At 70.2% G+C, this 26,461-nt stretch carries 24 protein-coding genes and 2 tRNA genes; 10 read left to right on the plus strand and 16 right to left on the minus strand.

The genetic code is table 11. From position 1 onward, the window contains the following. Positions 1-23: 23 nt before the first annotated feature. Both KFLA_RS01305 and KFLA_RS35240 read left to right on the plus strand, forming a co-directional pair. Positions 24-3,221: a family 78 glycoside hydrolase catalytic domain gene (locus KFLA_RS01305; protein ID WP_012917947.1), complete on the plus strand. Its 3,198-nt coding sequence runs from the start codon at positions 24-26 to the stop codon at positions 3,219-3,221. Between the two features lie 146 nt (positions 3,222-3,367). After that, a complete protein-coding gene (locus tag KFLA_RS35240) occupies positions 3,368-4,141 on the plus strand; it encodes a hypothetical protein (protein ID WP_012917948.1) in 774 nt (257 codons plus the stop codon). Positions 4,142-4,455: 314 nt separating this feature from the next. On the opposite strand, the gene KFLA_RS01315 is transcribed toward KFLA_RS35240, so the two are convergent. The 4 genes from KFLA_RS01315 to ilvA all read right to left on the minus strand — a co-directional run bounded on the left by KFLA_RS01315 (position 4,456) and on the right by ilvA (position 8,344). Next, on the minus strand, positions 4,456-5,124 hold the full coding sequence (locus KFLA_RS01315; protein ID WP_012917949.1) for a response regulator transcription factor: 669 nt from the start codon (positions 5,122-5,124) through the stop codon (positions 4,456-4,458). After that, positions 5,121-6,539 (minus strand): sensor histidine kinase, encoded by a 1,419-nt coding sequence (locus KFLA_RS01320; RefSeq protein ID WP_012917950.1) that lies wholly within the window; start codon positions 6,537-6,539, stop codon positions 5,121-5,123. The genes KFLA_RS01315 and KFLA_RS01320 overlap by 4 nt, the downstream gene beginning before the upstream one ends. 138 nt (positions 6,540-6,677) lie before the next feature. Next, positions 6,678-7,007 (minus strand): hypothetical protein, encoded by a 330-nt coding sequence (locus tag KFLA_RS01325; protein ID WP_012917951.1) that lies wholly within the window; start codon positions 7,005-7,007, stop codon positions 6,678-6,680. Between the two features lie 65 nt (positions 7,008-7,072). Beyond that, positions 7,073-8,344, minus strand: coding sequence for a threonine ammonia-lyase IlvA (gene ilvA / locus KFLA_RS01330; RefSeq protein ID WP_012917952.1), 1,272 nt, complete (start codon positions 8,342-8,344; stop codon positions 7,073-7,075). Positions 8,345-8,578: 234 nt separating this feature from the next. Between ilvA and KFLA_RS01335 the strand changes: the two genes are divergently transcribed. After that, positions 8,579-9,445: an HIRAN domain-containing protein gene (locus KFLA_RS01335; protein ID WP_012917953.1), complete on the plus strand. Its 867-nt coding sequence runs from the start codon at positions 8,579-8,581 to the stop codon at positions 9,443-9,445. Between the two features lie 121 nt (positions 9,446-9,566). Here KFLA_RS01335 and KFLA_RS01340 read toward each other — a convergent pair whose 3' ends face one another. From KFLA_RS01340 to KFLA_RS01355, 4 genes are read right to left on the minus strand one after another with little or no spacing between them, the layout of a single operon-like run. Further along, positions 9,567-10,310, minus strand: coding sequence for an MBL fold metallo-hydrolase (locus tag KFLA_RS01340; RefSeq protein ID WP_012917954.1), 744 nt, complete (start codon positions 10,308-10,310; stop codon positions 9,567-9,569). Then, on the minus strand, positions 10,307-11,266 hold the full coding sequence (locus KFLA_RS01345) for an acetylxylan esterase (protein WP_012917955.1): 960 nt from the start codon (positions 11,264-11,266) through the stop codon (positions 10,307-10,309). Before KFLA_RS01345 ends, KFLA_RS01340 begins: the two co-directional genes overlap by 4 nt. A 46-nt stretch (positions 11,267-11,312) precedes the next feature. Continuing rightward, entirely contained in the window at positions 11,313-11,771 is a 459-nt protein-coding gene (locus KFLA_RS01350; protein ID WP_012917956.1) for a hypothetical protein, read from the minus strand. A 55-nt stretch (positions 11,772-11,826) separates the two neighbouring features. After that, complete coding sequence (locus KFLA_RS01355) at positions 11,827-13,242, minus strand: LCP family protein (protein WP_237706683.1); 1,416 nt, start codon at positions 13,240-13,242, stop codon at positions 11,827-11,829. A 410-nt stretch (positions 13,243-13,652) separates the two neighbouring features. Between KFLA_RS01355 and KFLA_RS01360 the strand changes: the two genes are divergently transcribed. After that, positions 13,653-13,742 (plus strand) — tRNA-Ser (locus KFLA_RS01360). 169 nt (positions 13,743-13,911) lie between these two features. On the opposite strand, the gene KFLA_RS01365 is transcribed toward KFLA_RS01360, so the two are convergent. Further along, positions 13,912-14,805 (minus strand): LLM class flavin-dependent oxidoreductase, encoded by an 894-nt coding sequence (locus tag KFLA_RS01365; RefSeq protein ID WP_012917958.1) that lies wholly within the window; start codon positions 14,803-14,805, stop codon positions 13,912-13,914. Between the two features lie 233 nt (positions 14,806-15,038). On the opposite strand from KFLA_RS01365, the gene KFLA_RS01370 reads away from it, so the two are divergent. Continuing rightward, positions 15,039-15,266: a hypothetical protein gene (locus KFLA_RS01370; protein WP_148256524.1), complete on the plus strand. Its 228-nt coding sequence runs from the start codon at positions 15,039-15,041 to the stop codon at positions 15,264-15,266. Positions 15,267-15,426: 160 nt separating this feature from the next. Here the strand turns inward: KFLA_RS01370 and KFLA_RS01375 are convergent, their stop codons facing one another. Both KFLA_RS01375 and KFLA_RS01385 read right to left on the minus strand, forming a co-directional pair. Further along, positions 15,427-17,304 carry a phosphoenolpyruvate carboxykinase (GTP) gene (locus KFLA_RS01375; RefSeq protein ID WP_012917960.1) on the minus strand — a complete coding sequence of 626 codons (1,878 nt, stop codon included), beginning with the start codon at positions 17,302-17,304 and terminating at the stop codon, positions 15,427-15,429. A 1,347-nt stretch (positions 17,305-18,651) separates the two neighbouring features. Next, complete coding sequence (locus KFLA_RS01385) at positions 18,652-19,200, minus strand: YciI family protein (RefSeq protein WP_012917961.1); 549 nt, start codon at positions 19,198-19,200, stop codon at positions 18,652-18,654. 20 nt (positions 19,201-19,220) lie between these two features. Here KFLA_RS01385 and KFLA_RS01390 point away from each other — a divergent pair, with 20 nt between their 5' ends. Continuing rightward, the gene (locus KFLA_RS01390) at positions 19,221-19,472 is read left to right on the plus strand and encodes a hypothetical protein (RefSeq protein ID WP_148256525.1); all 252 of its coding nucleotides are present in this window, start codon (positions 19,221-19,223) and stop codon (positions 19,470-19,472) included. Positions 19,473-19,575: 103 nt separating this feature from the next. Here KFLA_RS01390 and KFLA_RS01395 read toward each other — a convergent pair whose 3' ends face one another. From KFLA_RS01395 to KFLA_RS01405, 3 genes are all read right to left on the minus strand, one after another. Next, positions 19,576-19,959, minus strand: a complete 384-nt coding sequence (locus KFLA_RS01395) for a hypothetical protein (RefSeq protein ID WP_012917963.1) — start codon at positions 19,957-19,959, stop codon at positions 19,576-19,578. A 49-nt stretch (positions 19,960-20,008) separates the two neighbouring features. Further along, entirely contained in the window at positions 20,009-20,362 is a 354-nt protein-coding gene (locus KFLA_RS01400) for a hypothetical protein (protein WP_012917964.1), read from the minus strand. A gap of 89 nt (positions 20,363-20,451) precedes the next feature. Beyond that, positions 20,452-21,240: an SAM-dependent methyltransferase gene (locus KFLA_RS01405; protein WP_012917965.1), complete on the minus strand. Its 789-nt coding sequence runs from the start codon at positions 21,238-21,240 to the stop codon at positions 20,452-20,454. Between the two features lie 140 nt (positions 21,241-21,380). On the opposite strand from KFLA_RS01405, the gene KFLA_RS36350 reads away from it, so the two are divergent. Next, positions 21,381-21,788, plus strand: coding sequence for an NUDIX domain-containing protein (locus tag KFLA_RS36350; protein WP_012917966.1), 408 nt, complete (start codon positions 21,381-21,383; stop codon positions 21,786-21,788). Positions 21,789-22,087: 299 nt separating this feature from the next. Here the strand turns inward: KFLA_RS36350 and KFLA_RS01415 are convergent. Next, positions 22,088-22,163, minus strand: a tRNA-Arg gene (locus tag KFLA_RS01415). Between the two features lie 160 nt (positions 22,164-22,323). On the opposite strand from KFLA_RS01415, the gene KFLA_RS01420 reads away from it, so the two are divergent. The 3 genes from KFLA_RS01420 to KFLA_RS01430 all read left to right on the plus strand — a co-directional run bounded on the left by KFLA_RS01420 (position 22,324) and on the right by KFLA_RS01430 (position 25,292). Then, a complete protein-coding gene (locus tag KFLA_RS01420) occupies positions 22,324-22,878 on the plus strand; it encodes a hypothetical protein (protein WP_012917967.1) in 555 nt (184 codons plus the stop codon). A 408-nt stretch (positions 22,879-23,286) separates the two neighbouring features. Beyond that, positions 23,287-23,868 carry a hypothetical protein gene (locus KFLA_RS01425; RefSeq protein WP_148256526.1) on the plus strand — a complete coding sequence of 194 codons (582 nt, stop codon included), beginning with the start codon at positions 23,287-23,289 and terminating at the stop codon, positions 23,866-23,868. Continuing rightward, positions 23,865-25,292, plus strand: a complete 1,428-nt coding sequence (locus tag KFLA_RS01430) for a hypothetical protein (RefSeq protein WP_012917969.1) — start codon at positions 23,865-23,867, stop codon at positions 25,290-25,292. The genes KFLA_RS01425 and KFLA_RS01430 overlap by 4 nt, the downstream gene beginning before the upstream one ends. Positions 25,293-25,344: 52 nt before the next feature. Here KFLA_RS01430 and KFLA_RS01435 read toward each other — a convergent pair whose 3' ends face one another. Continuing rightward, entirely contained in the window at positions 25,345-26,337 is a 993-nt protein-coding gene (locus tag KFLA_RS01435; RefSeq protein ID WP_012917970.1) for a carbon-nitrogen hydrolase family protein, read from the minus strand. Positions 26,338-26,461: the final 124 nt, after the last annotated feature.

Below are 26,461 nucleotides of genomic sequence, written 5' to 3' on the forward strand. Positions count from 1 at the left end.
CCGTCTCGTGAGGAGTCCGCCCGATGTCGTTCCGTACCCGTTTCGGCTGCCTGCTGGCCGCCGTCCTGCTGCTGACCCCGTTGGTCCCCGCCACCGGTTCGCCACCCGCGACCCGGGAAACGCTGCAAGTCCGCAACCTGAAGACCAACAACCTGACCAACCCGCTCGGCGTCCCCGGGACGCCACCGCGCCTCAGCTGGCAGCTCGACGGCGACCGCCGCGGCATCACCCAGAGCCGCTACCAGATCCGCGTCGCATCCACACCGGCCAAGACTGCCCGGCCGGACATCTGGGACAGCGGCGTCGTCCGCTCGACGGACTCCATCGAGGTCCCGTACGGCGGCCCCGCACTGACCACCGGTACGGCGTACCACTGGACCGTCCGGGTCTGGGACGACGCCGGCAAGGCGTCCGCGTGGTCGCCGGTCGCGACCTTCGAGACCGGTCCCCTGCGGCCGGGCGATTGGCAGGGCGACTGGATCGGCGCCGACAACCAGCCCGGACCCGAGTGGACCGACACCACCATCGACGCGGACGTGACGCTGGTGAAGGACGCCCTCGGCGTCTTCTTCCGCGGCCGCGGTGGAGTCGGGTACATGTGGCAGCTCAACCAGCTCACCCCGGACAAACCCTTGCTCCGGCCGCACGTCCGCCAACCCGGAGGCGGGTACGTGCTGCTCGGTGAGATCCCGCTCGCCGCGGGGACGGACCTGAAGCAGCGGCACCACCTCCGCATCACGGTCGCCGGGCGGACCATCACCACCTGGCTCGACGGCGTCCAGGTCGACAGCCGCGAACGCTCCGACCACAACGCGCCGGGTGTGGTCGGTTTCCGCACCGACGGCGCGGAGCACGGCGTCGTGCACAGCCTCAAGGTCACCAACGTTGCCGGCGAGGTGCTGGTCGACACCGCCTTCCCGGCCGGCGACCAGACCTTCCCGGACGGGACCGTCAGGGCCGAGGGCGGCCTGCAGGTGAAGGGCACCACCGACCTGTGGCTGCCCGGCAAGCCGATCCCGGTGTTCCGCAAGGCGATCTCGTTGCCGAAAGCAAAAAAGGTCGCCTCGGCGCGGATCGACGCCGCCGCCCAGGGCATCTACGAGCTGACCGTGAACGGCCGCAAGGCGGGCGACCACCAGCTGGCACCCGGCTGGACGGACTACGCACGGCGGATCCAGTCGCAGACGTACGACGTCACGAAGTTGCTGAAGAGCGGTGCCAACACGCTCGGGGCGGAAGTCGCGCCGGGCTGGTTCACCGGCAACCTGGCGATGTTCGGCCCGAACAAGTACGGCACCGACACCGCGTTCATCGCCCAGCTCCGGGTCACCTACACCGACGGCACGGCGGACGTGTTCGCCACCGACTCGAGCTGGCAGACCGCGCCCGGCGCCGTACGGGTGGCCGATCTGCTCAACGGGGAGAGCTACGACGCGCGGCGGACCGCGTCGGAGTGGGTGCCGGCGCAGGTCCGGCCGAGTGCCACCGCGAAGATCGTGCCGCAGACGGACCAGCCGGTCCGGGTGACGCAGGAGCTGAAGGCACGCGCCATCCCGTCGCCGACGCCCGGGGCGTACCTCTACGACCTCGGCCAGAACATGGTCGGCATCGCCCGGCTGACCCTGCACGGGAGGCCCGGCCAGACGGTGAAGATCCGGTACGGCGAGGTGCTCAATCCCGACGGCACGCTCTACACCGACAACCTGCGCTCGGCGAAGGCGACCGACCACTACACCTTCGCCACCAGCCGACCGGAGACCTACCAACCCCGGTTCACCTTCCACGGCTTCCGGTACGTCGAGGTCAGTGGGCTGCCCACGGCGCCGCCGGCCAGCGCGATCGTCGGTGTGGTCCTCGGCACCGACGCCGAGCAGGTGAACGAGTTCCGGACCAATTCACCGCTGGTGAACCAGCTGCACAGCAACATCGTCTGGGGCCAGCGTGGCAACTTCCTCTCCATCCCGACCGACACCCCGGCCCGGGACGAGCGGATGGGCTGGACCGGCGACATCAACGTGTTCGCCCGGACCGCGGTCTACAACCTGGATTCGCAGGCCTTCCTGACCAAGTGGCTGCAGGACCTGCGCGACACCCAGCGCGCGGACGGCGCGTACGCGAGCGTCGCGCCGACCGTGCCGAACTCCTTCGACGGCGGCATGGGCAACGCCGGCTGGGCCGACGCCGGGGTGAACGTGCCGTGGACGCTGTGGCAGGCGTACGGCGACACCTCGGTGATCCGGCAGCACTACGCCTCGATGACCCGGTACGTCGACTACCTCGTCGCCAGCTCGAACGGGCTGATCAGGGGCGGCGGCGACTACGGCGACTGGCTGAACCTGGACGACCCGACGCCGGGTGAGCTGATCGGGACGTCGTTCGTCGCGAAAGGCGCGCGCCAGCTGAGCCAGATGGCGGCCGCGATCGGTCACACCGCGGACGCGGCGAAGTACCAGCGGGTGTACGAGGACGTGCGGGCGGCGTTCGCGGCACGGTTCGTGGCGGCGGACGGCAAGGTGGGGTCGGACAGCCAGACCGGCTACATCCTCGCCTTCACGAGCGACCTCGTGCCGGCCGACCGGATCGCGGCCGCGGGTGAGCACTTCGCCGCGACGATCCTGCGCCGGGACACGCACTTGTCCACCGGGTTCCTCGGCGTGGACGGGCTGCTGCCGGTGCTGACGAAGATCGGCCGCACGGACCTGGCGTACCGGCTGCTGCAGAACACCTCGTACCCGTCCTGGGGCTACGAGATCGGCAAGGGTGCGACCACGATCTGGGAGCGGTGGAACTCGATCAACCCCGACGGCACCTTCAACGACGTCGGGATGAACTCGTTCAACCACTACGCGTACGGCGCGGTCGGGGAGTGGATGTACCGGACGCTGGCCGGGCTGTCCGCGGCCGAGCCCGGGTACCGCAAGGCGCTGATCGCACCGACCCCGGGCGACGGGATCGACACCGCCCAGCTGCGCCACCGGACGCCGTACGGCGAGGTCGGTAGCCAGTGGCGGCGGCTGGCGGACGGGCGGTTCACGCTGGAGGTCGAGGTGCCGGCGAACACGACGGCGACCGTGCGGCTGCCGGCGGCCGAGGCTCGCCAGATCACCGAGAGCGGGCGGGCGTTGAGCCGCGCGGTAGGCGTCAGCGGGGTGGTCGACGAGGGCACGACGGTCGCACTGACGGTCGGCTCGGGCAACTACCGGTTTGCTGTTCGCCCCTGAGGCTTCGTAGGTCGCGCGCCGGCTGATCGAAGGCCGGCGGTGAGCGGCTTCCGGGGGCCTGGGGCAGTCGTCCAGGCCCCCGGCAACGTTAGCCGGCGGAACGGCTCGGGTACCGGGTTGCGCGGACATCGAGCCTAGGAGGAGTGATGGACGGAAACACCGTCCTGTGGATCGTCGTGGCCGCCGTGGTCGTGCTGATCCTGCTGGCATTGATCGCCGCTGCCGCGAAGAAGGCCAAGCAGCGGCGCATCGAGCATGACCGGCAGGCAGCAGTCGAGCACGAGCAGAAGGCCCGCCTTTCCGCAGTGCACGCCGAGCGTCAGCATGCCGCGGCCGATGAGGTCGAGGCCCGGTCGCGCAAGGCCCAGGCCATCGCCGACGAGAAGGCTGCGGAGGCTCGCCGCCTGGCCGCGGGGGCCACTGAGCGGCGGGAAGCAGCCGAGCAGGCGAGCTCCGAGTCCTCGGAACACCTGACGAAGGCTCAGGAACTCCACCCGGAGGCTCAGCGGCGGGATGACGACGACAGCGCCGACCGGTCGCCGCACGCGGCGAGCTGGGGGACCGATGCAGAGCACGCCGAGGGGGCGGACCGGCACCGCCGGGACGTGCAGGGCGATGACGGGCTTCGCAGGGGTTCGCCTGAGGCCGCAGGTACGGCTGGTTCCCCCGGTGCGCCGATGCGTGGCGCTACCGAGGATCAGCTGAGTGCTCCCGGAGCGCGTGAAGAACTGGGCAACCGTGATGCGGGTCAGGTCGGCGACCGCGACGCCGGCGGTCAGGTCGGCGACCGCGATGCGGACGGTCGGCTGATGGATGACGGGCGAGCGCAGCACGCTGCGAACGACCGTCCGGTCGACGCCGATCCCGTCGTCGATCCCGACGGCGACGGTCGTACTCCCCGGCACTCGTCACAGCAGTAATCACACAAGCCGTTGCGCGGGCCATCCGCTCTCGCGCGGACTTCCACGCCGCTCCCGCCCGGACCAACTGCTCCGGGCGGGAGCGGTCGTCTGCGGGCGGATCGTTGGCTCCGGGCGGTTCGGTGAGACAGCGGCGGAGGGGGTCAGCCGGGGCGGGTCGGTGAGACAGCGGGCGGATGGCAGCCGGAGCGGGCCGGTGAGACAGCCGGGCGGATGGCAGCCGGAGCGGGCCGGTGAGACAGCGGGCGGGATGTCGGGGGAGGTGGTCAGGCGGGGCGGGCCGGTCAAACAGCGGCGGATGGCGGCGGAGGTGGTCAGCCGGGGCGGAGGCGGTAGCCCATGCCTCGGATGGTCTGGATGCGGTCGGGCCCCAGCTTGCGGCGCAGGTAGCGAATGTAGACGTCGACCACGTTCGAGCCGGGATCGAAGTCGAAGCCCCAGACCTGGGACAGCAGTTGTTCGCGGGACAGCACCTGGTCGGGGTGCCGGCAGAAGACCTCGGCGAGCAGGAACTCCCGGGCGGTGAGGTCGACCGTGCGGCCGTCGACGGAGGCGCGGCGGGTGCGCAGGTCAAGGCTGAGGTCGCCGACCTGCAGGATGTTCGCGTCGGCCGTGCCGGAGCCGTCGCTGCGCAACCGGAGCCGGACCCGCGCCAGCAGTTCCTCGAAGGCGAACGGCTTGGCGATGTAGTCGTCGGCCCCACCTTCCAGCCCGGCGACCGTGTCGCGCACCCCGTCCCGTGCGGTCAAGATCACCACCGGCATCGTCACCCGCGCCTCCCGCAGCCGCCGCAGCACGGTGAACCCGTCCACCCGCGGCAGGCCGAGGTCGAGCAGCAGCAGGTCGTAGCCGCCACTCACCCCTTCCTGGTACGCCGTTTCGCCGTCCGCCACGACCGTGGTGACGAAACCGTTGCTGCGCAGTCCCCGCTCGACGAACGACGCGATCCGCTGCTCGTCCTCGGCGATCAGAATCCGGTTCATCGCACCTCCTCGCTCTCCACGATCTCGCCGAGCTCTTCGTCCACCGACTGCTCCACCGCCGGCCCGAACGGCAACTCCAGCTCGAACCGCGCACCAGGCCCGCCGCCGTCCGCCAGCCGGGCGTCGCCACCGTGCGCCCGGGCGATGGACCGGACGATCGCCAGCCCGAGCCCCGCCCCGTCGGTCCGCCCCTGATCGTTGCCTCGGGCAAATCTGTCGAAGATCCGTTCCCGGTCGGCGACGCAGACCCCGGCGCCCGAGTCCTCGACCCACAACAGCACCCGCGCCGGACCGTCCGGATCAGCGGGAATCACCCGGGAACCGACCGAGATGCGGTCGCCGGGTCGGGTGTGGCGGACGGCGTTCGAGACCAGTTGCATCAGGGCCTGCGTCAGCCGTTGACCGTCGGCGAGCATGCTGGCGTCAGCCGATTCGTCGACGCGCCAGGTGCGGTCGGCCAGCGGGCGAGCCTTGGCGACGGCCTCCACCACCAGCTCGGTCAGGTTGACCTGCTCCAGCTCGAGGAAGTCCGGGCGGCCGGACTTGGCCAGCACCAGCAGGTCGTCGACCATGCGGTTCATCCGGGCGAGCTCGTCGAGGATGAGCGCGCGGGTCTGCTCGCGGTCGCGCGGATCGTCGCTCATGAGTTCGAGATGCCCGCGGATCACCGTGATCGGCGTCCGCAGCTCGTGCCCGGCGTTGTCGACGAACTCGCGCTGCGCGGTGAACGCGAACTCCAGCCGGTCCAGCATCGTGTTGAACGTGCGGGCCAGCTGCGCGACGTCATCGTTGCCGACGACATCGATTCGGCGGCGCAGGTCGGAGGCGCCGATCTGCTCCGCGGTCGCGCGCACCTGCCGGATCGGCGCCAGCACTCGTCCGGTGACGATCCAGCAGGCGCCGGCCGCCATCGCCAGCGTGACCAGGCCGATCAACGCCAGCGCCTTCGCCGCGTCCTCCAGCGGTTGCGCCAAGAGGTCGCGGAACTCCAGCAGGACAAGCTGCGCCCGCACCGGCTCCGTCCCCACCCGCACCGGGATCACGGCGTACCGGACCTTGCCGGCGGTGCTGTCGACCCACCCGTACTGCGGGGTGGTGGCCGACCCGATCCGCTGGACGAAGGCGGTGTCGGTGTCGAGGCGTGCGGGCGGCGTGCCCTGGCTGCGGTGGTAGGCGCGGCCGTCGACGATCGTGAAGAACGCCTCCGAGGTGTCGGGCAGGTTGCTCTGCAGCCAGCGATCGAGCAGGTCCTCGGGAGTGGTGAGGGACGCGGCGGTCGGCGAGCCGGCGTACGCGCGGAACTTGGTTGCCTCGTGCGTGAGCTCGGCATCCGCCGCGGCGTCGGAGCGCGCGGACAGCACCTGCCAGGTGAGGAAGACCACCGCGGTGACGGCCAGCGCGAGTACGCCGAGCATCCACCCGATGATGCGTACCCGCGCACTGACCCCACCCCGACCACCGACCCCACCTCGCGGGCCGGCTCCGCTCGGAAGCCCGGCACCGCCCGGAGCACCGCCCCCGCGGCGCCTCAGCCCGACCACCCGCACCGCGCGTCAGTCATCGCCCTGCACGGCATCGTCCAGATCGTCGTCGATTCCGTCGTCGTCCCGGTCGTCGTTCTCACCGGCCGTCCGCGGACTGCCGGGCGCGACCGGATCGGCGCCCGGCGTGGTCGGCGCGGTGGTCGGCGGTGCTGTGGTCGGCGCTGTGGCCGGCGGCGTACCGGGAGAGCGCGGCGGCACCGAGACCCCGGACCCCGCGGGCACCACGACCGTCTCGCCGAGGCCCGGCGACGACCGGTCCGCGAGGTAGCGCGTCAGCGCGAACCCGCCAACGGCCAGCACCAGGACAACGGCGAGGTAGACGAGACGGGGCGATCGCATGCTCACAGTCTGCGCCCCCTCCCGAAGACCTGGATGAGCCCGACATGAGAGCATTCTCATCGAACTCAGATGAGGTACCGGAACTCCGCGGAGTCCGGGCGGATCCGTTCGATGTCCAGTGGCGCCGCGTCCATCCGGTCCAGCAGGCCGGCCAGGTCACCCGGCCGGCCGATCTCGATGCCGACCAGCGCGACGCCGGTCTCCCGGTTGTTGCGCTTGACGTACTCGAACAGGGTGATGTCGTCGTCCGGCCCGAGCACCCCGTCGAGGAACTGCCGCAGAGCGCCCGGCTCCTGCGGGAACGTCACCAGGAAGTAGTGCTTCAGCCCTTCGTGCACGAGCGACCGCTCGAGGATCTCGCCGTACCGGCTGACGTCGTTGTTCCCGCCGGACAGCAAGCAGACGACCGTCTCGCCGGGCTTCAGTTCGACGCCGTGCCCCAGCGCCGCCGCTGACAGCGCACCGGCGGGCTCCGCGATCAGGCCGTCGGTCTGGTACAGCTCCAGCATCTCCGAGCAGACCAGCCCTTCCGGCACCGAGATCATCTCGACCCCGGCCGCCGAAACCAGCGGCAACGTGACGTCGCCGACCCGCCGGACCGCCGCGCCGTCGACGAAGCTGTCCAGCTGCGGCAAGGTCACCGGCTCGCCCGCGGCCAGCGCGGCCGCCATGCTCGCGGCGCCGGCCGGCTCCACGCCCACGATCCGCACGCCGGGATGCCGCTCGGCCAGGTACGCCGCGACGCCCGCGACGAGTCCGCCGCCGCCGACCGGGACGACCAGGACGTCCGGCGTACGGCCGAGCTGCTCGACGAGCTCGACCGCGACCGTCCCTTGCCCTGCGACAGTGCGCGGGTCGTCGAACGCCGGCACCAGCGTCGCTCCGGTCGCGGCGGCTTCGGCGAGTGCGGCGGCCGCGGCGTCGTCGTACGTGTCGCCGGTGACGATCACCTCGATCTGCGCGCCGCCGAGCGCGGCAATCCGGTCCCGCTTCTGCCGGGGCGTCGTCCGCGGTACGTAGACGCGGCCGGAGACGCCGAGCGTGTGGCAGGAGTAGGCGAGGCCCTGCCCGTGGTTGCCGGCCGAGGCGCAGACCACGCCGGCCCGCTTGGCGGCCTCGTCGAGCTGGGCGATCAGGTTGTAGGCACCGCGCAGCTTGTACGACCGGCCGATCTGCAGGTCCTCGCGTTTCAGCCACACCTCGGCGCCGGTGCGTGCGGAGAGTCGCGGGTTGCGTTGCAGCGGAGTCCGGAGCGCGACCCCGTCCAGTCGCCGGACGGCGGCCTCGACCTCAGCCGCGCCGACGGTCGGTCGAGCCACTGTTTCACTGCCCTGCATGGCGTTCCTTCCCGTGCATCTGCACGTTCTTCACCGGTTCTCTCGCTGCACAAGACACGGTGCGTCCACACTACGGACGGGCCGGACACCGTTGGGCAACAGGTCCCTTTTCGCATGCGTGAAAGGGGCTCCGGCTGGGGAGTCTAGTTCTCATACGCTCACTCGGTGTAACGGCCAGGGGTTCCTGGACGGGATGAGCCGAGTCACCGGTCAACGGGGACTGGAGGGCAACGTATGGAACTGATTCCGTTCAGTCTGTGGGGAGACGCCCTGTGGTGCGGACAGGAAGTGGTGCGGGAAACCGCCCACGAGCAGGCGATTCGCAGCCTGTTCCCGGATCCGATCCCAGCGCGAGGAGCAGACCTGGACACCGACGCGGATCTCGTCCCGGAACCGCACAACCGCTTCGACCCGCGCTCGATCGCCGTTCGGGTGCAGGGCAAGGTGGTCGGCTACCTGCCGAGGGACGACGCGCACCGGTACCACCCGGTGCTGTCAGAACTGGTGGCCCAAGGCCTGCAACCGCAGGTCCCGTGCCACCTGTGGGTCAGTGAATGGGAACCGGCCGACTGGGAGGGCAAAGGCAACCACACCAAAGAATTCCACGCCAGCGTGGCCGTCGCGCTGGGGCAGCCACACATGCTGGTGCCGGTGAACCTGCCACCGCCCGGCAGCTTCCACGTCCTGCCGCCCGGCAGCGGGATCGTGGTGCCGGGCAGCGAGATCCGTCCGGAGGTGCTGGCGCCGTTCTTCCGGCCGGAAGGCGAGTGCTGGGCCTACGCGACGTTGCACGCCGCCGACGAGGACGACGGCGTGCACGACCGGCCCCGGACGGTGGTGGAGGTCCGGCTCGACGACGAACCGGTGGGCCGGCTCAGTCCGCGGCTCAGCGCCGAGTTCCTGCCGGCGATCCACTACCTGGCCGACATGCGGGCGGAAACGGCCGCCCGGGTCGCCGTCCGCGGTGACAGATTCGCCTCGGAGGTGATCTTGTACGCGGCTCGGAGTCACGACCTGCCGGCGACCTGGCCGGACGGTCTGACCCGGTCCCCAGTCGCTTCCCCCACCTGGCACTACTGGGCCGGCAAAGAAGCGAACTAGCGCGCGGCCAACGGCGGACGCGCAGTACTCACCAAGCATCAGGTGGTGGCGGGTACTGCGGGCCTACCAAGGGCTGAAGTACACCTGCGGAACGCCCCGCGGGTGTACGACGCGCTCGGCGTCACCATGGCATGGTTAGTCCGACCTCAGCGCACGCTGTCGGTCCACCGAAGACCGCAGCAGCTCTGGCAGTCGCCGCGTCCGGGGTGAGCGACGGGCCGACGTGGGTGACAACCAGCCGCCGTACGCCGGTACGCCGGGCAACCGCTCCGGCCTGCTCAGGTGTGTGGTGGCCTCCGCTCGCCTCACCGGAGTCGGCCTCGCACAGCAGCAGGTCCACGCCCGCAGCCAGCTCGTCCAGTGCCGGACAGGGCTCGCAGTCGCCGGAGTACGCCAGCGTCCGGCCCTCGGCGGAAGCCCGCAGCCCGTACGCGTCGCAGCCGTGCTCCACAGCGCCGCTGACCAGCTGCAGCCCGCCCAGCTCCACAGTGAGCCCGTCGCGCAGCTCCCGCAGCTCCAGCACGTTGCTGACGAACCCTGCGTCGGGCTGCTCGAAGAACCCAGCAAGACGCTTCCCCAACCCCGCCGGCGCGTACACCGGCAAAGGCCGGACCAGCGGCGGCAGGAGACCGTAGGCCAGCGCGTAATAGGCGTTCAGCACGTCGCCGACATGGTCGAGGTGCAGATGGGACACCCAGATCGCGTCGAGCTGGTCCAGCGAAGTGTGCCGCAGCAGCTCGGCCAGGGACCCGGGTCCGGCGTCCATCCAGACCTTGGCGCCGCCGCCCTGCAACAGGTAGCCCGAGCAGGGGCGGTCCGGAAGCGGGTAGGGAGCGGCGGTGCCGAGAACTGTGAGGCTGGTCAGAGCTTCGCGCCGATCAGCTGGTAGATGTCGTCGTGCGCGCCCGGCAGGTCGTCGTGGCCCAGGTCCGGGTAGGTGCGGAGCTCCTTGACGCCGGTGAGCTTGTTGTAGACCGCGTACTGCGTCGACGGCGGGCAGACCTGGTCCTCGAGTCCGACGAACAGCGTCACCTCGGCCTGCACCCGCGGGGCCAGGTGCTGGAGGTCGATGTAGCCGAGGGTGGTGAAGACCTCCTGCTCACGCAGGTGCCGCGGGTCGCGCTTCTTGAACCAGGTGGTGATCTCGTTGTACGGGTTCGTGTCCAGGTTGAGTTCCCACGCGCGCTGGTAGTCGGTCAGGAACGGGTACACGCTGGCGGCGTACTTGATCTCCGGGGTGAGCGCGGCGCAGACCAGGCTGAGGCCGCCGCCCTGGCTCCAGCCGGTGGTCGCGACCCGGGCCCCGTCGACCTCGGGCAGGCCGCGGATGATGTCCGCCAGCCGCCGGGTGTCCAGGAAGACGTGCTTGTACAGCAGGCTGTCGGGGCCGCCGTCGAGCCCGTGCACCAGGTGGTTGTGCAGGCTGAAGCTGTTCGGCTCCTGGGAGCTGGTGCGGAAGCCGACCTGTTCCCGCACGTCCAGCGCGGCCACGGTGAACCCGCGGGCGGCGTACGGCAGCAGGTCGACCCAGCGCGGCTGCTCACCGCCGTACCCGTGGAACATCAGGACGGCCGGTCCGGCCGGCTCCTGCGGCCGGATCACCTTGGCGTGCACCCGGTAGTCGCCGGTGCCGTTGAAGTACAGGTGCTGCGCGGTCGCCGTGGTCAGCGGGAAGTCGGTCGCGTCGACGAACGACGCGTCGGCGTCGGTCCCGGCCAGCTCGGCCAGTGCCTTGTCCCAGAACTGGTCGAAGTCGTCCGGCCGCGGATTGGTGCCCTGGTAGACGCTCAGTTCCTCGGCAGACATCTCGAACGACAGCACGCGCGACTCCCTCGATCAGAACCGGACAGGTCCGAACAAACCCCGGTCATTCTGCGCGATCGTCGGCCGGACCGGCAGTGCCGTCCCAGATGGTGTACCCGTGCGCGGTGTTCAGCCGCTCCCGCAGCTCCTGCTCGAGCTGCTCGGTCCGCCCCGGCGCCAGCCAGCGCAGCGGGATCAGGATCGAGCCGTCCTTGTGCTTGGTCCGCAGCGCGATCGCCTCGCCGTGCGTGGTCGCGACCCGGCCGACCTCGGTGACGTCGGTCCACTCGGTCTTCAGCCCGCGCACCTCGATCCGGTCCTCGCCGAGCTTCAGCAGTACCGGCGGCCGGGCCAGGACCCAGAGCCCGGCCAGCGCGACCAGTCCACCGAGCACGGCGAACACCCCCACCACCGCGTCCGGGAGTCCGACCGCCCAGGCGATCGCCGCCACCCCGAACAGGATCAACCCGACGGCCAGGATCCCGAGGAACCGCCCTGCCCGCATCCGGTACGTCGTACGCATCGCCCCAGGATGTCACCGGTCCACCCGCGTCCTCGCCACGGGTGGGCCGCATCGGTCAGGGATTGGCCGGGTGGTAGGCGCAGGCGTCGCTGAGGTCCTCGGTGCCACCGGCCGGCGCCTTCGGCGGGGCGGTCGACTTGCCGGTGGACGGCTTCCTGGGCGTGACCGGGCTGGCCGGCGTCGAGGCGACCGTCTTCTTCGGCGCGATCGCCTTCTGCACGATCTCGCGCATCGCCTCGTAGTTCGGGTTCCGGCCGCTGGGGAAGTTCTTGTTCTTGTCCAGGTCGATGTTCGAGACCTTGGCGTTTTTCACCTTCAGGCCGAGCTCGATGAAGGCCGGCAGGATCTCCTGCGGGATGTCGGTCTGCAGCAGCTTCTTGCTCGCCGAGGCGATCTGCTGGTACTTCGTCACCAGGGTGCCCGGGTTGGCCGAACTGACGAGCGCGTGGATCGTGCAGCGCTGCCGCTCCTGCCGGGAGATGTCGCTCAGGCCGTACCGGCCGCGGGCGAACCAGAGCGCGTCGTGACCGTTCAGCTTCTGGTTCCGGCCGGGCTCCAGGTAGTCCTTCGGCAGCACGTCGTCCGCGCTGCCGGCGCCGCGGTAGTCGCCGCCGATCGGCACCCGGTAGTTGATGTTCACGGTGATGCCGCCGAGCGCGTCGACGATCGACTCGAAGCCCTTGAGGTTGACCTGCATGTAGTAGTCGATGTCCAGCCCGAGCGCCGCGCCGGCGGACACCTTGAGCACGTCGGCGCCCTCGTTGTCGGACGGGCCGAGCACGCCGGGGTGTGCGGCCGGCAGGTTGCGGTACATCGCGTCCAGGTAGTACTCGGGCTGCTCGACGTTGCCCAGGTCGGGGTCGTAGAAGCCGTCCGGGTAGAGCTTGTGCAGCGGCGAGTCCTCCGGGAACGGCATCCGCATCCAGTTCCGGCTGAGCGAGATCAGCTTGGTGTCACCGCTCTTGGTGTCGATGCTGGCGACCATCACGGTGTCGGTCCGGGTGCCCTCCCGGCCGGCGCCGTCGTCCGCGCCGAGCAGCAGGATGTTCAGCCGCGGCTGGTCCGCCCACGGGTCCTTCTTGTCCTCGACGTCCGGCCGGGTCGCGCTCTTGGAGTTGCCCTCGGAGGCGAACACGCTGCCGACCAGGTCCCGCTGCGCCATCACCGTCTGCGCCGCGACCGTGGTCGGCACCGCGATGCCGAAGCAGATCAGCCCGACGAACGCCGAACCGGCCAGCCGGCCCAACGCGGTCAGGCTGACCGGGCGGAGCAGCTTGTGCGAGGCGACCACGACCCAGATCCAGAGCAGACCGAGCACCACCACGGCGGCGGTCGCGATCAGCAGCCGGCGAGGATCCACCGCCAGCTCGAGCACCGCGTTGCGGTTGGTCAGCCCGATGTACGCCGCCAGCGCGAGCAGTCCGAAGCTCAGGGTCATCACGAAGGCGCCCAGCTTGGTCCGTCCGCCCATCACGAATCCGGAGCCGGGAATCAGGGCACTGACCAGCGTGAGACCGATCGCCTTCGAGACCGAACGGGTCCGGTACGCCCGATGGCGCGACCGGTTGCCCCGGGGGGCAGCTCTCCGTCCGGCTGCGCGAGTGCTCCGCGACATGGCTCCGTTCCCTGATCGACGACGTGGCGGCGATGCGGGCCGTGGACGACCCGGATGGCGTGCTGGCACCCCGGGGGGATCAGCACTTCCGTAGTTCAGACGCCGGCACGGCCTCCTCGGTTGACGTGACGCTTCGACCCCCGTCGATTCCGGCCAGATTACAGGGGCGGAGGACGACACTCCCAAGCCACCGGGTCCCCGCTTTGCTCCGATGGCGTCCGGCCGGATAGTCTTGGCCGTCGTCGTGTCCCGTAGGGACCGTCGGAGGAGGCGTCGCCTAGTCCGGTCGATGGCGCCCGCCTGCTAAGCGGGTTGAGGGTAATCCCCTCTCGCGGGTTCAAATCCCGCCGCCTCCGCACCACCCGAGAGCCGCCAGCACCCGCTGGCGGCTCTTGCCGTTCCGGGGCAGGTGCCCGGCGCGGGCCCGGCCGCCGCGTCCGATCGCGGCCGTGGACCCGGCGTACGATGTGCCCGCAGGTCCGCCAGACTCCGGCGGAACCCGTGTGGCGGGGCTGCGGCTCGGGGTCAGCCGAACGCGAGGCGACCGGCCTCGGCGAGGCGTTCCACCGAGCGCGGCGTCATCGGCTCCAGCCCAACCACCAGGTGGTCGACGCCGAGCGCGGCGTACTCCGTGAGCGCCTCGGCCAACTCCTCGACGGTCCCGGCCAGAGCGTTCGAGGCGCCGTCCGGGATGGCCGGCTGGTCGGGGTCCCGGACGGTGACGCCGACCGTCGTGGCCACCTCACCCGCCGGCCGCTGGTTGCGCTCCAGCGCCGCGTCGAAGTCGTCCAGCCGCTCGCGCACCTTCTCGTCCACCGCGCCGAACCACGCCGTGTTCCAGGCGTCCGCCCACTGCGCGGTCAGGTCCAGCATCCGCGGCCGCAGCGCCGCCACCAGCACCGGAATCCGCCGCTGCGGCGCCGGTACCAGCGCGTTGTCCACGACCGTGTAGTACTTGCCCTCCATGCTCACCGTCTCGCCGCGCACCAGCCGCGCCACGATCTCCAGCCACTCCTCGAACCGCCCCACCCGGTGATCCGTCGGCAGCCCGTTCGCCTCGTACTCCGGATCGTGCCAGCCGGCGCCGACGCCGAGGATCAGCCGCCCGCCCGACACCTCGTCCAGCGTCGCGGCCATCTTCGCCACCAGCCCCGGATCCCGGAACGACGCGCAGAGCACCATCGTGCCGAGCTCCACCCGACTCGTCACCACCGCGAGCGCGCTCAACAAGGTCCACGCCTCGTGCATCCCGTACGTCGTACCGGCGGGATCGCGGTAGAAGAAGTGGTCCGCCAGCCAGACCGAGTCCAGCCCGCTCTGCTCCGCGGCCTCGGCCAGCCGGCGGGTGTCCGCCCATCCCGGCAGCTGCCCGTCCGGTCCGTCCGACCCGCCGACCGGGACCATCACGCCAAGTTTCATCCCCACAACCTAGGGGCTGCTCAGCTTCGCCGGAACCCACCGCGACGTGCGCGCGCGGCACCGATCGCGCAGCCTGAACCGGTTAGGTGCGGGATGGGTCGAGATCTTGACGTGACTGTTGGTGTGCGGTGCGTTTGCTGTGGGTAACTGGGGTGGTGCCCGGCGGGTGAGGTCGCGGTGAGGAGCGGGCGTTCGGATCAGCTCTTCGGACCTCACGAAAGGGTGTGGTGGCGGTGACGGACTCAGCCATCCGACCGCAGACGTACGACCTCCGTTCGATCCTCCAGCTGTCCCTGCCGGCGCACGTCACCGCCTGGGTCGACGGAGGCTGGCGCCCGGCCTGGCTGATCAGCCGCCTGCACTGCGGTGACGGCTGGATCGGCCTCGTCCAGTACACGGCCGTGACCGGCCACGAGCACACGCTCCGCCTGCCCATCGACCGCCTCGCCCCACCGAACTGATCTACGGCTGAGGGAATCAGCGGCTGAGGGAAACAGCGAAGCGCCCCGCACCCTGGTGAGGGGCGAGGCGCTTCACGTGGCCGGCGTACTGGCTTCCGGTCAGCCGCCGGCGTTCCTGGCGTACGACGACCGGCGCGCGGCCGGCCGGCGTACGGGGTGATCAGCCGAGGCGCGACCGCAGACCGTCGAGCTCCAGCTTCAACTCGGCCGGGACCTTGTCGCCGAGCTTGGCGAACCACTCTTCGATCAGCGGAATCTCCGCCTTCCACTCCTCGGCGTCCACGTCGAGCGCGACCCGCAGCGCCTCCGGCGTCAGGTTCAGCCCGCCGACGTCGAGCGCGTCCGGTGTCGGCACGTAGCCGATCGGCGTCTCGTCCGCGGCGGCCTGGCCCTCGATCCGGTCGATGACCCACTTGAGCACCCGGCTGTTCTCCGAGAAGCCCGGCCAGACGAAGGTGCCGGCGTCGTCCTTGCGGAACCAGTTCACGTAGAAGATCTTCGGCAGCAAGGCGTCGTCGTGCTGCTGGCCGACGGTCAGCCAGTGGTTCAGGTAGTCGCCGGCGTTGTAGCCGAGGAACGGCAGCATCGCCATCGGGTCGCGCCGGACCACGCCGACCTCGCCGACCGCGGCCGCGGTGGTCTCCGACGACAGGGTCGCGCCCATGAACACGCCGTGCTGCCAGTTCCGGGCCTCGGTGACCAGCGGCACGGTGGTCGCGCGCCGGCCGCCGAAGATGATCGCCGAGATCGGTACGCCGTTCGGGTCGTCGTACTCGTCGGCGATGATCGGGCACTGCTTGATCGGGGTGCAGAACCGGCTGTTCGGGTGGCTCGACAGCTCGCCGGAGTCCGGCGTCCAGTCGCGGCCCTTCCAGTCGGTCAGGTGGTTCGGCGGCGTCTCGGAGTACCCCTCCCACCACACGTCGCCGTCGTCGGTCAGCGCGACGTTGGTGAAGACCGAGTTGCCCTTCTCGATCGTGCGCATCGCGTTCGGGTTCGTCTTCCAGCCGGTGCCGGGGGCCACGCCGAACAGGCCGAACTCCGGGTTCACCGCGTACAGCCGGCCGTCCTCGCCGAACCGCATCCAGGCGATGTCGTCGCCGAGCGTCTCGACCTGCCAGCCCTCCAGGGTCGGGTCGAGCATCGCCAGGTTGGTCTTGCCGCAGGCGCTCGGGAACGCGGCCGCGACGTAGTGCACCTTCTTCTCCGGCGAGATCAGCTTGAGGATCAGCATGTGCTCGGCCAGCCAGCCCTCGTCGCGGGCCATCGCCGAGGCGATCCGCAGCGAGTAACACTTCTTGCCGAGCAGCGAGTTGCCGCCGTACCCGGAGCCGTACGACCAGATCGTGCGCTCCTCCGGGAACTGCACGATGTACTTCTCGTCGTTGCACGGCCAGCTGACGTCTTTCTGGCCCGGCTCCAGCGGCGCGCCGACCGAGTGCAGGCACGGCACGTACGGCGCGTCGGTGCCCATCTTCGCCAGCACGTCGGCGCCGGTGCGGGCCATGATCCGCATCGAGGCGACGACGTACGCCGAGTCGGTGATCTCCACGCCGAACATCGGCTTCTCGGCCGTCAACGGACCCATGCAGAACGGCACGACGTACATCGTCCGGCCGCGCATCGAGCCGCGGTAGAGGTCCGTCATCAGGGCCTTCATCTCGGCCGGGTCCATCCAGTTGTTGGTCGGACCGGCGTCGGCCTCGTCGACCGAGCAGATGAACGTGCGCTGCTCGACCCGCGCCACGTCGGACGGGTCGGTCCGGGCCCAGAACGAGTTCGGCTTCAACTTGTCGTTGAGCCGGACCAGCGTGCCGGCCGCGATCAGCTCGTCGGTCAGCCGCGTGTACTCCGCGTCGCTGCCGTCGACCCAGTGGATCCGGTCGGGCTGGGTGAGCGCGGCGACCTCGGCGACCCAGGCCAGCAGACCCGCGTGCTCAGTCGGGGCATCGGACAGGTCGAGGTGGGCGGGCGGTGCGGTGGAGCTCTCGACGCTGAGCGCTTCCTCGGTCTGGGCAGGGCTGGCGGTGGTCGTCATCGGCGGCTCATTCCCTCTCGGTGATCGGACCGGCGCCCGTCCACGCCCTCACCGTTGAGGGGGGAACGGCACCGGCCGCCGGGGTCTCCGGCGGTCGATCCAGCTTGTTGTGGCGGTGTGATCTAGCGCATACCAGTACAGCTGGTGGGCGTATACCAGTGTGCAAGTGGTACTAACCGTACGCGACCCCATGGCGTGTTGAGAACCGCCAATACGTGAGCCCGATCACAAACCTCCGCCGACAACCGCTTTCCGGTGGAATTTCGATGGTCGGTCGGGTGGATCGTTTGTCCGGTGCCCACTTGGTGGCGTAATCCCAGGAAGATCTGCCCCGGGAGGGCTGGGTGTGATTGGGTCGGTTGTTGCTTGAAGCAACAAGATTTGTCCTGACAATAATCGCCGCTGGCCTGCGCTTGCCTGACGCGCTCCGCCCCCGCCTAACGGCCCTCCGCCAGGACTGACGCGCTTCGCCAGGACTGACGCCGCTTCGCCAGCACTGATGGCCTTCGCCAGCACTGACGGCCTTCGCGGGGACTGACGCGCTCCGCCAGGACTGACGCGCTTCGCCAGGACTGACGCGCTCCGCCAGGACTGACGCCGTAGGTGGCCTCAGTCGACGAACACGGTGTCAGTCGTCGCAGACGGCGCCGTCGGCGACGGCTGCAGAGCCGCCGATGCGCCCGAGGTGGGGGGATGAAAGGCGCGCCCTCAGCCAACTGCCGTCGACCAGCAGATGCTCCAACTCCCAGTAGAAGTCCGGGACCAGCGAGCCGGCGCGCGGGGCGCGCTGCAGGCGGTCGTCAACCTGATCGGCACCGGCTCGATCACTGCGGCCAGCCCTCCGGCGTGGTGGTCCGGCGCAGGTCCTCGCAGGCTGCTGCCGGGTGGCGTGGTCCACGGAACTTCCGTGACCCACCGAGTCGGCGCGCCGGACGTTGTCGGATGGCGGAGGACCGTCGAGGCGGTGTACCGGCCCTCGTCGGCACTGCGACGAGCAGAACACGCGCACCCGACTCCGCCTCCCAGTCGAAGCGCCAGTCGCGTACGTCGGCGAGTCGCGTCCCGAGCAGAGTCGCTGCTGCCTCCTCCGGTCGAGCGCTTCGCCGAGTGCTGCTCTCCGCCGCGACTGACGCCGTAGACGGCCTCAGTCGACCAACACAGCGTCAGCCGTCGCAGACGGCGCCATCGGCGCAGGACGCGGCGCCGCCGAGACGGCCTCAGTCGACTAATACGGCGCCAGCCGTGCGGCCGGTGAAAGACCGCAGGGGTCGGAGGCGCAGCAGTCGATCATCGCCGAGTTCTCCCCGTCCAACGGCGGCGCGTCGGCGGCCGGGCCGGTGCGCCGTACTACTGCAGCGTCGGTCTGCCGCCGAAGCGCCAGTGGTGTACGTCGGTACGGCGGGGGTCGGTGGGCGCGAGCACGGTTGCGGCGGTTGCCGCGTCGGGGGCTTCCACGAGGGCCGCGCGGCCGATCGGTTGTCCGGTGTCGAGCGCGAGCAGGTCGCCGGAGAGGATCAGATGCTCCGAGTCCGGCGTCGGCGAAGGCTCGTCGGTGGTGAGGACGAGGAACCGGCCGTACCCCTGGACCGCTCCGGTGAAGTCCCACATCGTCCGGTCCTGGTGCCGGCGGAAGCCGTACAGCAGCACCGACTCGAACGCCCCGGCCCGGTAGTACGGCTCGTCGTACGCGAACGCCCGGGCGGCATCCACGTCCGCCAGTTCGACGATGTGCAGACTGCCCGTCGTCTCCGCTTCCTCGCTGTCCTCGGTCAGCGTCGGACCGCGGGCGATGAGCCGATCGGCGTACCCGTCCATGAACGTCCAGTGCGGCTCGGCCAGGCGAACCTTGATCTCGTAGCCGCCGGCACGGTCGCGCCCGTAGACGAAGTACTCCACAGTCGCCCAGTATGCGGGATATGGCGACGGACTACGGAGAACCCATCGGCCGGGTCCTCGGCGACGGCTTCCAGATACCACCCCTGCTGCCCGGCTGGACCGCCCTCGACGGCATCGTCCTGGTCAAGTGCCTCGACGACGAAGGCCACTCGAGCTGGGCGTTCCGCGAAACCGAGGGCCTGAACGTCGAGGAGGCGATCGGCGCTCTCACCGTCCAGCTCGACATGCTCCGGGAACGCTCCGTCGACGCCTTCCGCACCGACGAGGACTAGGGCGCAATTCCCCGCCTACTGTGCGGCGCTCGGCACGGCACCTCGCTGCACCAAGCACCTGCTTGCTGCGGCGCGGAGTTGGGAGACACGCCCTGGGCCCGTCTCAACACTCGAAGCGGAACACCAACGCCTCCCGGCCACCCGAGGTCGCCCACCTGTACGCCATCAGTCCCCAGCCCACCTGCGGATCGAACTCCCCGTCATCCGAGCTGCACAAGGCCGACAACCGCTGCCGCCACGCCTTCCTCGCCGGCCCCGGCACCCGGCACACCTTGGGCATGTCCACGGTGTCGTCGACCAGCAGCAACTCGACGCCAGGAGTCCGCCCGATCAACTCCTCGACCTCCCCGCGCCCGAGCCACTCAGCCGGCTTCAGCTCGCGAAACGCAGCGCCGCCGGCCGTGACGATCTCGTCTCCGTGCAGCTTGTTCGCCGCGTACCGCAAGTCGTCCGCCGGCTCGGCGAGAGCGTGCGGGTCGTAGCGCATCTGTATCTCCTTTGACGCCTCCGCCAACGGGATCGAGGCGGGCCCAGTCCTAACAAGACTCCTCGACGACCAGCAAGGACCGATGCCGATCGTCCTTGAACTCCGCCACCCGGAAGTCGGTGTGCTCGTCCAGCCCGACGCCACCCTGCAGGTAAGGCCGCACTTTCGCCAACAACCCTTCACGCTCGCCGGTCGCCACCTTCTGGACCTCGCTCAAGTACACGTGCACAACCCGCACCTCGGGATCATCTGCCAGATGCTGGATGCGACTCCACCGAAGCTCCCCACCCCGCATCGACCAGCACGCGCCCTGCTCATCGACGTACTCCCCATCGGCGATCAGCGACCTGAACTCGACCGGCTGCCCCGGCACCTCCGGGTTATCCGCCTCGAGCTGCTCCACGATCTCCTCGAAGCCCGCCTGCTGCCCCGTCCTTCGCCTTCGCCCCATGCGGCCATCATGCCGCTGCGACTGGACGGAACGGTACGGTTTTACTCAGCCGTCAGACTGCTGTGCAGAGGTTGACTGTTGCGGCGGGCCACCATCCGGGTCAGGCCGAGGGCGCGGCCGCCGTCAGCGTGAAGCATGCGAGCTTCTTCCCGTCCGGGTTCACCACCATCGAGGTCGCAGGCTTCGTTCCACTGCAACCAGTCCTGCCACCCATGAGGCAGTTGGTCAGCGACCTCGACGGTGACCAGCCCGGTCTTCTCCCAGTGCCGCCGCCACCAAGCGGCGCTGTGCCAAGCACAGAAGTCCCATTTCCAGTGGGGCTGGAGGTGTGGTGGTGGAACCGCCCCGGGTTCCGCTACGAAACCGGGTTGGACGACACCGATCCGCCCACCAGGCTTCACGAAACGCGAGCAGTAGCCGAGATAGAGGTCGTCGGTACCGAAGTAGTGGTAGGCGCCGATGCTGACGAGTGCGTCGAAGAAGTCTTCCGCGTAGGGCAGAGCGTGGGCTTCGGCGTACACCGGACGAACCTGATCCTCGACGCCGGCTTCAATCACGCGGCGGAGGTTGTCGTCGGGCTTGATCCACAGATCGGTCGCCCACACCTCGACCCCGAACTCCTTCGCGAGAAAGACCGAGCTCAAAGCCGTGCCACATCCCAGATCGAGCACCCGCATCCCGGGCTCGAGCGACATGACGTCGGTCAGGGCCTCCGCCTGCCACACGGGGTTCGGCCCCATCGCGTTGTCGACCATCCACCGAGCCGAGTACGCGGCGGACCGCGGGTAGCGGTCGTTCCTCAGCAGCACGTCGAGCTCGGCATCCTCCATGCCATCGAAGTGTGAGCGAGCAATCCCGACCGAAGCAAACGATTTCAGGCTCCCGGGGACCGGCCGCGCGGTCAGGGTCAAGAGTCAGCCCGACCGCACGGATCGCCGCATCAGGGTGCGTTCGTCTCTAGTGTGTCGCCATGGTCGCCCGGATTCCGATCTCAGTCGCCGTGCTGGTGCGCGACGGTCTTGTGCTCCTAGTCCATCGCCATCCATCGCGTCGGTGGTATCCCGACTGCTGGAGCTTCTCCGCCGGCGGGCATGTCGAGGTCGGAGAGTTGCCTCACCAGGCTGTCAGTCGGGAGTGCCTCGAAGAACTCGGTGTCCACGTCCACGACCCGCTCCCCATTCCTCTGACGGTCAGCGACCCTACTCTCGACATGCACGCTTTCCTCGTGACGCGCTGGGAAGGTGAACCTGTCAACGCCGCACCGGATGAGCACGACGATCTTCGCTGGTTCCGGCCCAGCGATCTCGCGGAGTTGAAGCTGGCCCACCCGGAGAGCCTGTCCAGCATCCTGAGCGCCGTCCAGCTCGCAACCGGTTAGCCGGTACGAACCGCCCGCTCGCCGGCAGATCCGTGCGTTCGCCGGGTTCTGCAGATGGCCGCCAGGCGGTCCCGCGGAACTACCCGCGCCAGTGGCCGATTCGGGCAGCCAAAGCGCGGTCAGCTGGACAGAACTCGCGAGGCGCGGGTGGGGGATCGCTCGGAGTCAGCGCGCGAGGTACGACTCGGCCGCGCCGGGGATTGCTGGCCGTTGCCAAGCGGGCGACGCAGGAGCGGGCGTGCGGGGCGCAGTACATGACAAAGCCTCAGGTCGTCCACCTGGATGACCTGAGGCTTTGCTGGCGCGCTCGGAGGGATTCGAACCCCCAACCTTCTGATCCGTAGTCAGATGCTCTATCCGTTGAGCTACGAGCGCAGGCAACGACGAAAACTGTACATGGAGACGGGCTCGGGGTGGTAATCGGGGGTCGGGGTGGGCTGGGGCCTCCGTCTTGTCGTTGGCTGCCGCCGGTGGGGCGGCGCGTCTTGGGGTGGAAGTGGGGTGGCGGGGGAGGCGGGGGCACTACCTTTCGGACATGGATATCGGTGAGCTGCTGGGTGGGCGGGATCTGGGGGACGTGAAGAAGGCGGTTGGGTTCGTGGTGGAGAACTCGGACGACTTCGAGAAGGTGCTGAAGCTGGTGCGGGAGTTGCCGGATGACGCGGTGGGGTTCATCGGGCGGTTGCCGGAGTTGCTGAAGACGATCGGTGGTGGGCTGGCGGAGGCTGGGGAGCAGGCGGCGAAGGCTGCGGGGGCGCTGGTCGGGGACGACGGGGAGGGTGGGGCGCGGAAGGCGCTGAGTGGGAGTGCGGACACGATGCACGCGGCGAAGGACCGGCTGAAGGATGCGGCGGGCATGCTCGCGGGGCTGGCCGGCGAGCTGGACAAGATCCCGGGGATCGGGGACGCGGCGGCCAAGCGGCTGAACGACGGGAGCGGGCAGGTCGGCGGGGTCGCGACGGAGATCGAGAGCCTGGCGGGGAACCTGCAGGATCTGTCAGGGATCTTGGCGTCGGTCGGTGAAGCGCTGGCGGGGCTCGGGACGAAGTTGAGCGAGTCGGGTGGGACGGTCAAGACGCTGCTGGGGTGAGGCGGGTGGGGTGGAGCCCGTTCGGGCGCAGGCGGCGTATGGGTGAACCGGCGTACGGGACGTACGGGCACGCCGGTGGACCGGCGTACAGACGGACCGGCGGACGGGCCGGTAGGTCGGGCGTCGGGGGATGCGGCAAGGACTATCCGGTCGTTGCCGACGACGGCGTGGGCGGCGCGGTCGGTCGGGTCTGGTCGGCTCGACGTTCGTGTGACTGGTCGATTCGAGGGGCCGCAGTGGGCGAGGGTGACGGCGTGGAGGCGGGCGAGCGTGGCAGGGTACGGGGTTCGTCGGCGGGGCGATACGCGGGAACCGGGGTGTGGGGTGGGTGCGTCTAAGTGCGCGTGTCGGTGGCTGGGGTGTTGGTGAGTGGGCGGGCAGGACCTTCGCGTGGTTAGGGTCGGGGGTGTGGCTGGTCGGGTGGTTCGGGGGACGGTGATCGCCGCGGTGGTGGCGGTTGTGGTGGGGCTCGGGATCGGGTTCGCGGCCGGGGAGCCGGTGCGTGAGGACGACATCCTGCCGGCGCGGAAGCTGCCGGCGGATCTGTGCGCTCGGCTGGGGGACATCTCGGGCTTGTTGCCGAAGGCCACTGAGCCGGTGACGTTCGTGCAGACCGGGACGACCGAGGTGCGCTGCCGGGCGGTGGTCGACGAGAGTCAGCAGAGCACGTTCACCGCCGCGACCCTTGACGTCCGGATCACGCCGTACGCCGGGCGGGACGGGGGTGCGGGGGAGCTGCCGTTCCGGCCGGACCAGATCGCGCGCAAGGCGTTCGATCGGCAGGCGGGCAAGGTGGTGCCGGACCGGCCGTACCCGACGAAAATCCAGCGCACCGGGCGGACCGGCGGGCAGGACTGGCTGATCGGCGTCGTCGTCCTGCGCGGCGACATCGTCGTGCACGTCGATTACGCGGCCTATCCGGTGACGGCCGAGAAGGCGGAGCAGGCGGCGTTGGTGCTGGCCGATCGCGCGATCTGGGAGACGAAGTGAACAGCACGCCGGAGATTCCCGGGTACCGGCTCGACCAGCGGCTGCTGGCGCATCCGCTGGCGGAGATCTGGCGGGGGCGGTCGTCCACGGGAATGGAGGTCGTCGCGCTGGTGCTGAGTGAGGCCGGCGCTGGGGATCCGGTGATTCGTGAGCGGCTGGGTGCGGCGAGCCGTGGGGCGGCGTTCGGGGCGGGGCAGGACGAGACGCCGTTGTGGGCGGCGAACCTGACGGCCGGTACGCCGTACGCGATCACGCAGCTGATTCCGGGGCAGACGGGGGCCGAGCGGTTGATCGACCCGCTGGACGGGTTGCTGGGGAACGACCAGGAGTCGATCGCGGCGGTGCGCGAGCAGCTTGCGGGGTACGGCGCGGCGGCCGTGCCTGCGGTGGGGTTGTCGGAGGGCGCGGTCGGCGGGGAGAGCGGCCTGCCGCGGTACGCCGATTCGCCGGGGATCGGGCAGGGGCAGGAGTTTGCGCCGAGCGCGGACAACGGGTCGGGCGCGGCGAGCGCGACCGGTGCGGGAAGCGCGAGCGGCGGGCCTGGCACGACCGGTGCGGGAAGCAGGGCTGGAGCAGGGAGCGCGAACGGCCCGGGGAGCGCGGCAAGCGCGGGCGGTGCAGGGATCGTGGGCGGAGGGGCGAGCGCGGGCGGCGCGGAAGGCGCCGGAGCCGGAGCCGGAGCGCAGCCCGGGCCGGGCCAAGTAGGGGCCGACGGCAAGGACCGCCCGCGGTCGGCGAAGTGGATCTACGCCGCGGCGGTTGTCGTGGTGCTGGTCGCGTTCAGCCTGGCGTACTCCGTCGGGGCGGCGGTGGGGAGCAAGATCAAGGAGCAGGAGCCGGCTGCTGCTCCGCCGGCGGTGGTCAGTCCTGGGCCGTTGCCGTCGCCGGTGCTGCTGCCGGGCATCGTGAAGCCGCCGTCGGCGCCGTGGTCGCGGCTGCAGCGGTTCGAGGGGCTGGTGGGGTCGACCTACCAGCTCAATGCCTCGGTGGAGGTGGTGCGGGGCATCGGGTTGCCGTTCGAGTTCGGAGTGCCGGAGCCGCCGGTGCTGGAGGAGCGGACGGCGGTCGAGTCGGCTTCGACGATCTACCGCCGGGTGCTGACCGCGAAGACGCCGCAGGACAGCAGCCTCGACGTACGGATTGCGGTACGGCCGTGTGCTGATCTGCCAGGGTGCCTGGCCGCGCGGGCGGCGTTCGACAAGGAGTGGACGACGGCGTACAAGGTGCCGGTGCCGCGGACGGCCAAGGACAACCGCACCTGGTACTCGCTGCAGGCGCCGGGCAAGCCGCACGCGGTGATGATGTCGCACGCGTTCAGCGCGCAGGGCCGGTCGTGGTTGGTCGGCGTCGCCGCGACCGCGGGCCCGGGCCGGGAGCAGTGGGCCGAGCAGGTCGTCAACGACATCTGGCGCCAGACCAGCTGACGTGCCACGCCCCGGCACGCCGTACGGCGTACCTGGGGCGCGGCCTGAGCGGTCAGAAGCTGGTGCGGGTGGTGCTTCGGGTGTCCGCGGGCGCGGTCAGATGGTCGGCGAGGGCGCGGCGGGTGTTGCGGCGCCAGGTCCGCAGGCCGGGGCTCCGGTCCTCGGGGTTCAGCTCGACCAGCGTCACCGCCGGCCGGCCGTCGGCCGGGCACTGGGCTGTCCACGAGCCGTCCAGCCCGGTCACGCCCGACGGAACGGCCAGGCTGTGCTCGGCCGTCACCGCGAAGCTGACCCAGAAGTGGTGCGTTGCCGCGTACCCCTGGGCCTCGGCAGCTTCCGCAGGGCCGACCGGGACGCCGCCCGTCGTCGAGACGAGCAGGCAGTCGACCTCCTGGTCCTCGTACGCGCTGAACAGTTCGTGCATGTGAACGTCCATCCCCAGGGCGCACCCGAAGGTGAACCCGTCCACCTCGAACGTCACCGGCGCCGTCCCCGCCGTGTACATCCAGGTCCGCTTGGTGGTCGACAGCGTGCGTTCGTCGTACCGGGTCGCCACCTTTCCGCGGTCGGAGATCACGTACAGGCTGTTGTGCGGGCGGTTCGGCGCGGTCAGCGGATGCACCGAGCCAAGGACCGTCCACAGCCCGAGCTCGCCCGCCAGCCGGGTGATGGCGGTCAGTTCGTCGCGCAGCACGTCCCACCGGAACCGGGTCCAGTCGGCCGGACCGACCTCGTCGGGCCCGGTGGACGACATCAGGTGCTTGTTCGGGAAGCAGGTCGCGCCTTCGGTGAAGTGCACGATCCGGGCGCCGGCCGCGTGCGCGTCCCGCATCAGCCGGCGGATCTCCTGCCCGCTCGCGCGCAGCAGCGCGGGGTCGCGCGGGTCGTCGCGGTAGGTGGTCTGCGCCACGGCCAGTCGCAAGGTCTTCGGCATCTCGTCTCCTCGGAGAGTCGGACGGAAGTGCCGGAGGGCGGTCGTGTAGGACTCGCCGGTCTTGGCGGCGCGCGCCCGGACCTGGCGTTTGAGACTCCTGTTGGCTGTCATCCGGCCTTCCAGCCTCGAACGGCATCCCCCAGCGACCTCGTCCGAGACGGTCGGACCTCGACAGCGACCTGAGACTGAGTCCCTTTGCCTCCAGGGTGGACCGTGCTGGGGACGGTCGACGGAG

Origin of the sequence: Kribbella flavida DSM 17836 (assembly GCF_000024345.1) — a bacterium.
Classification (GTDB): Bacteria; Actinomycetota; Actinomycetes; order Propionibacteriales; family Kribbellaceae; genus Kribbella; species Kribbella flavida.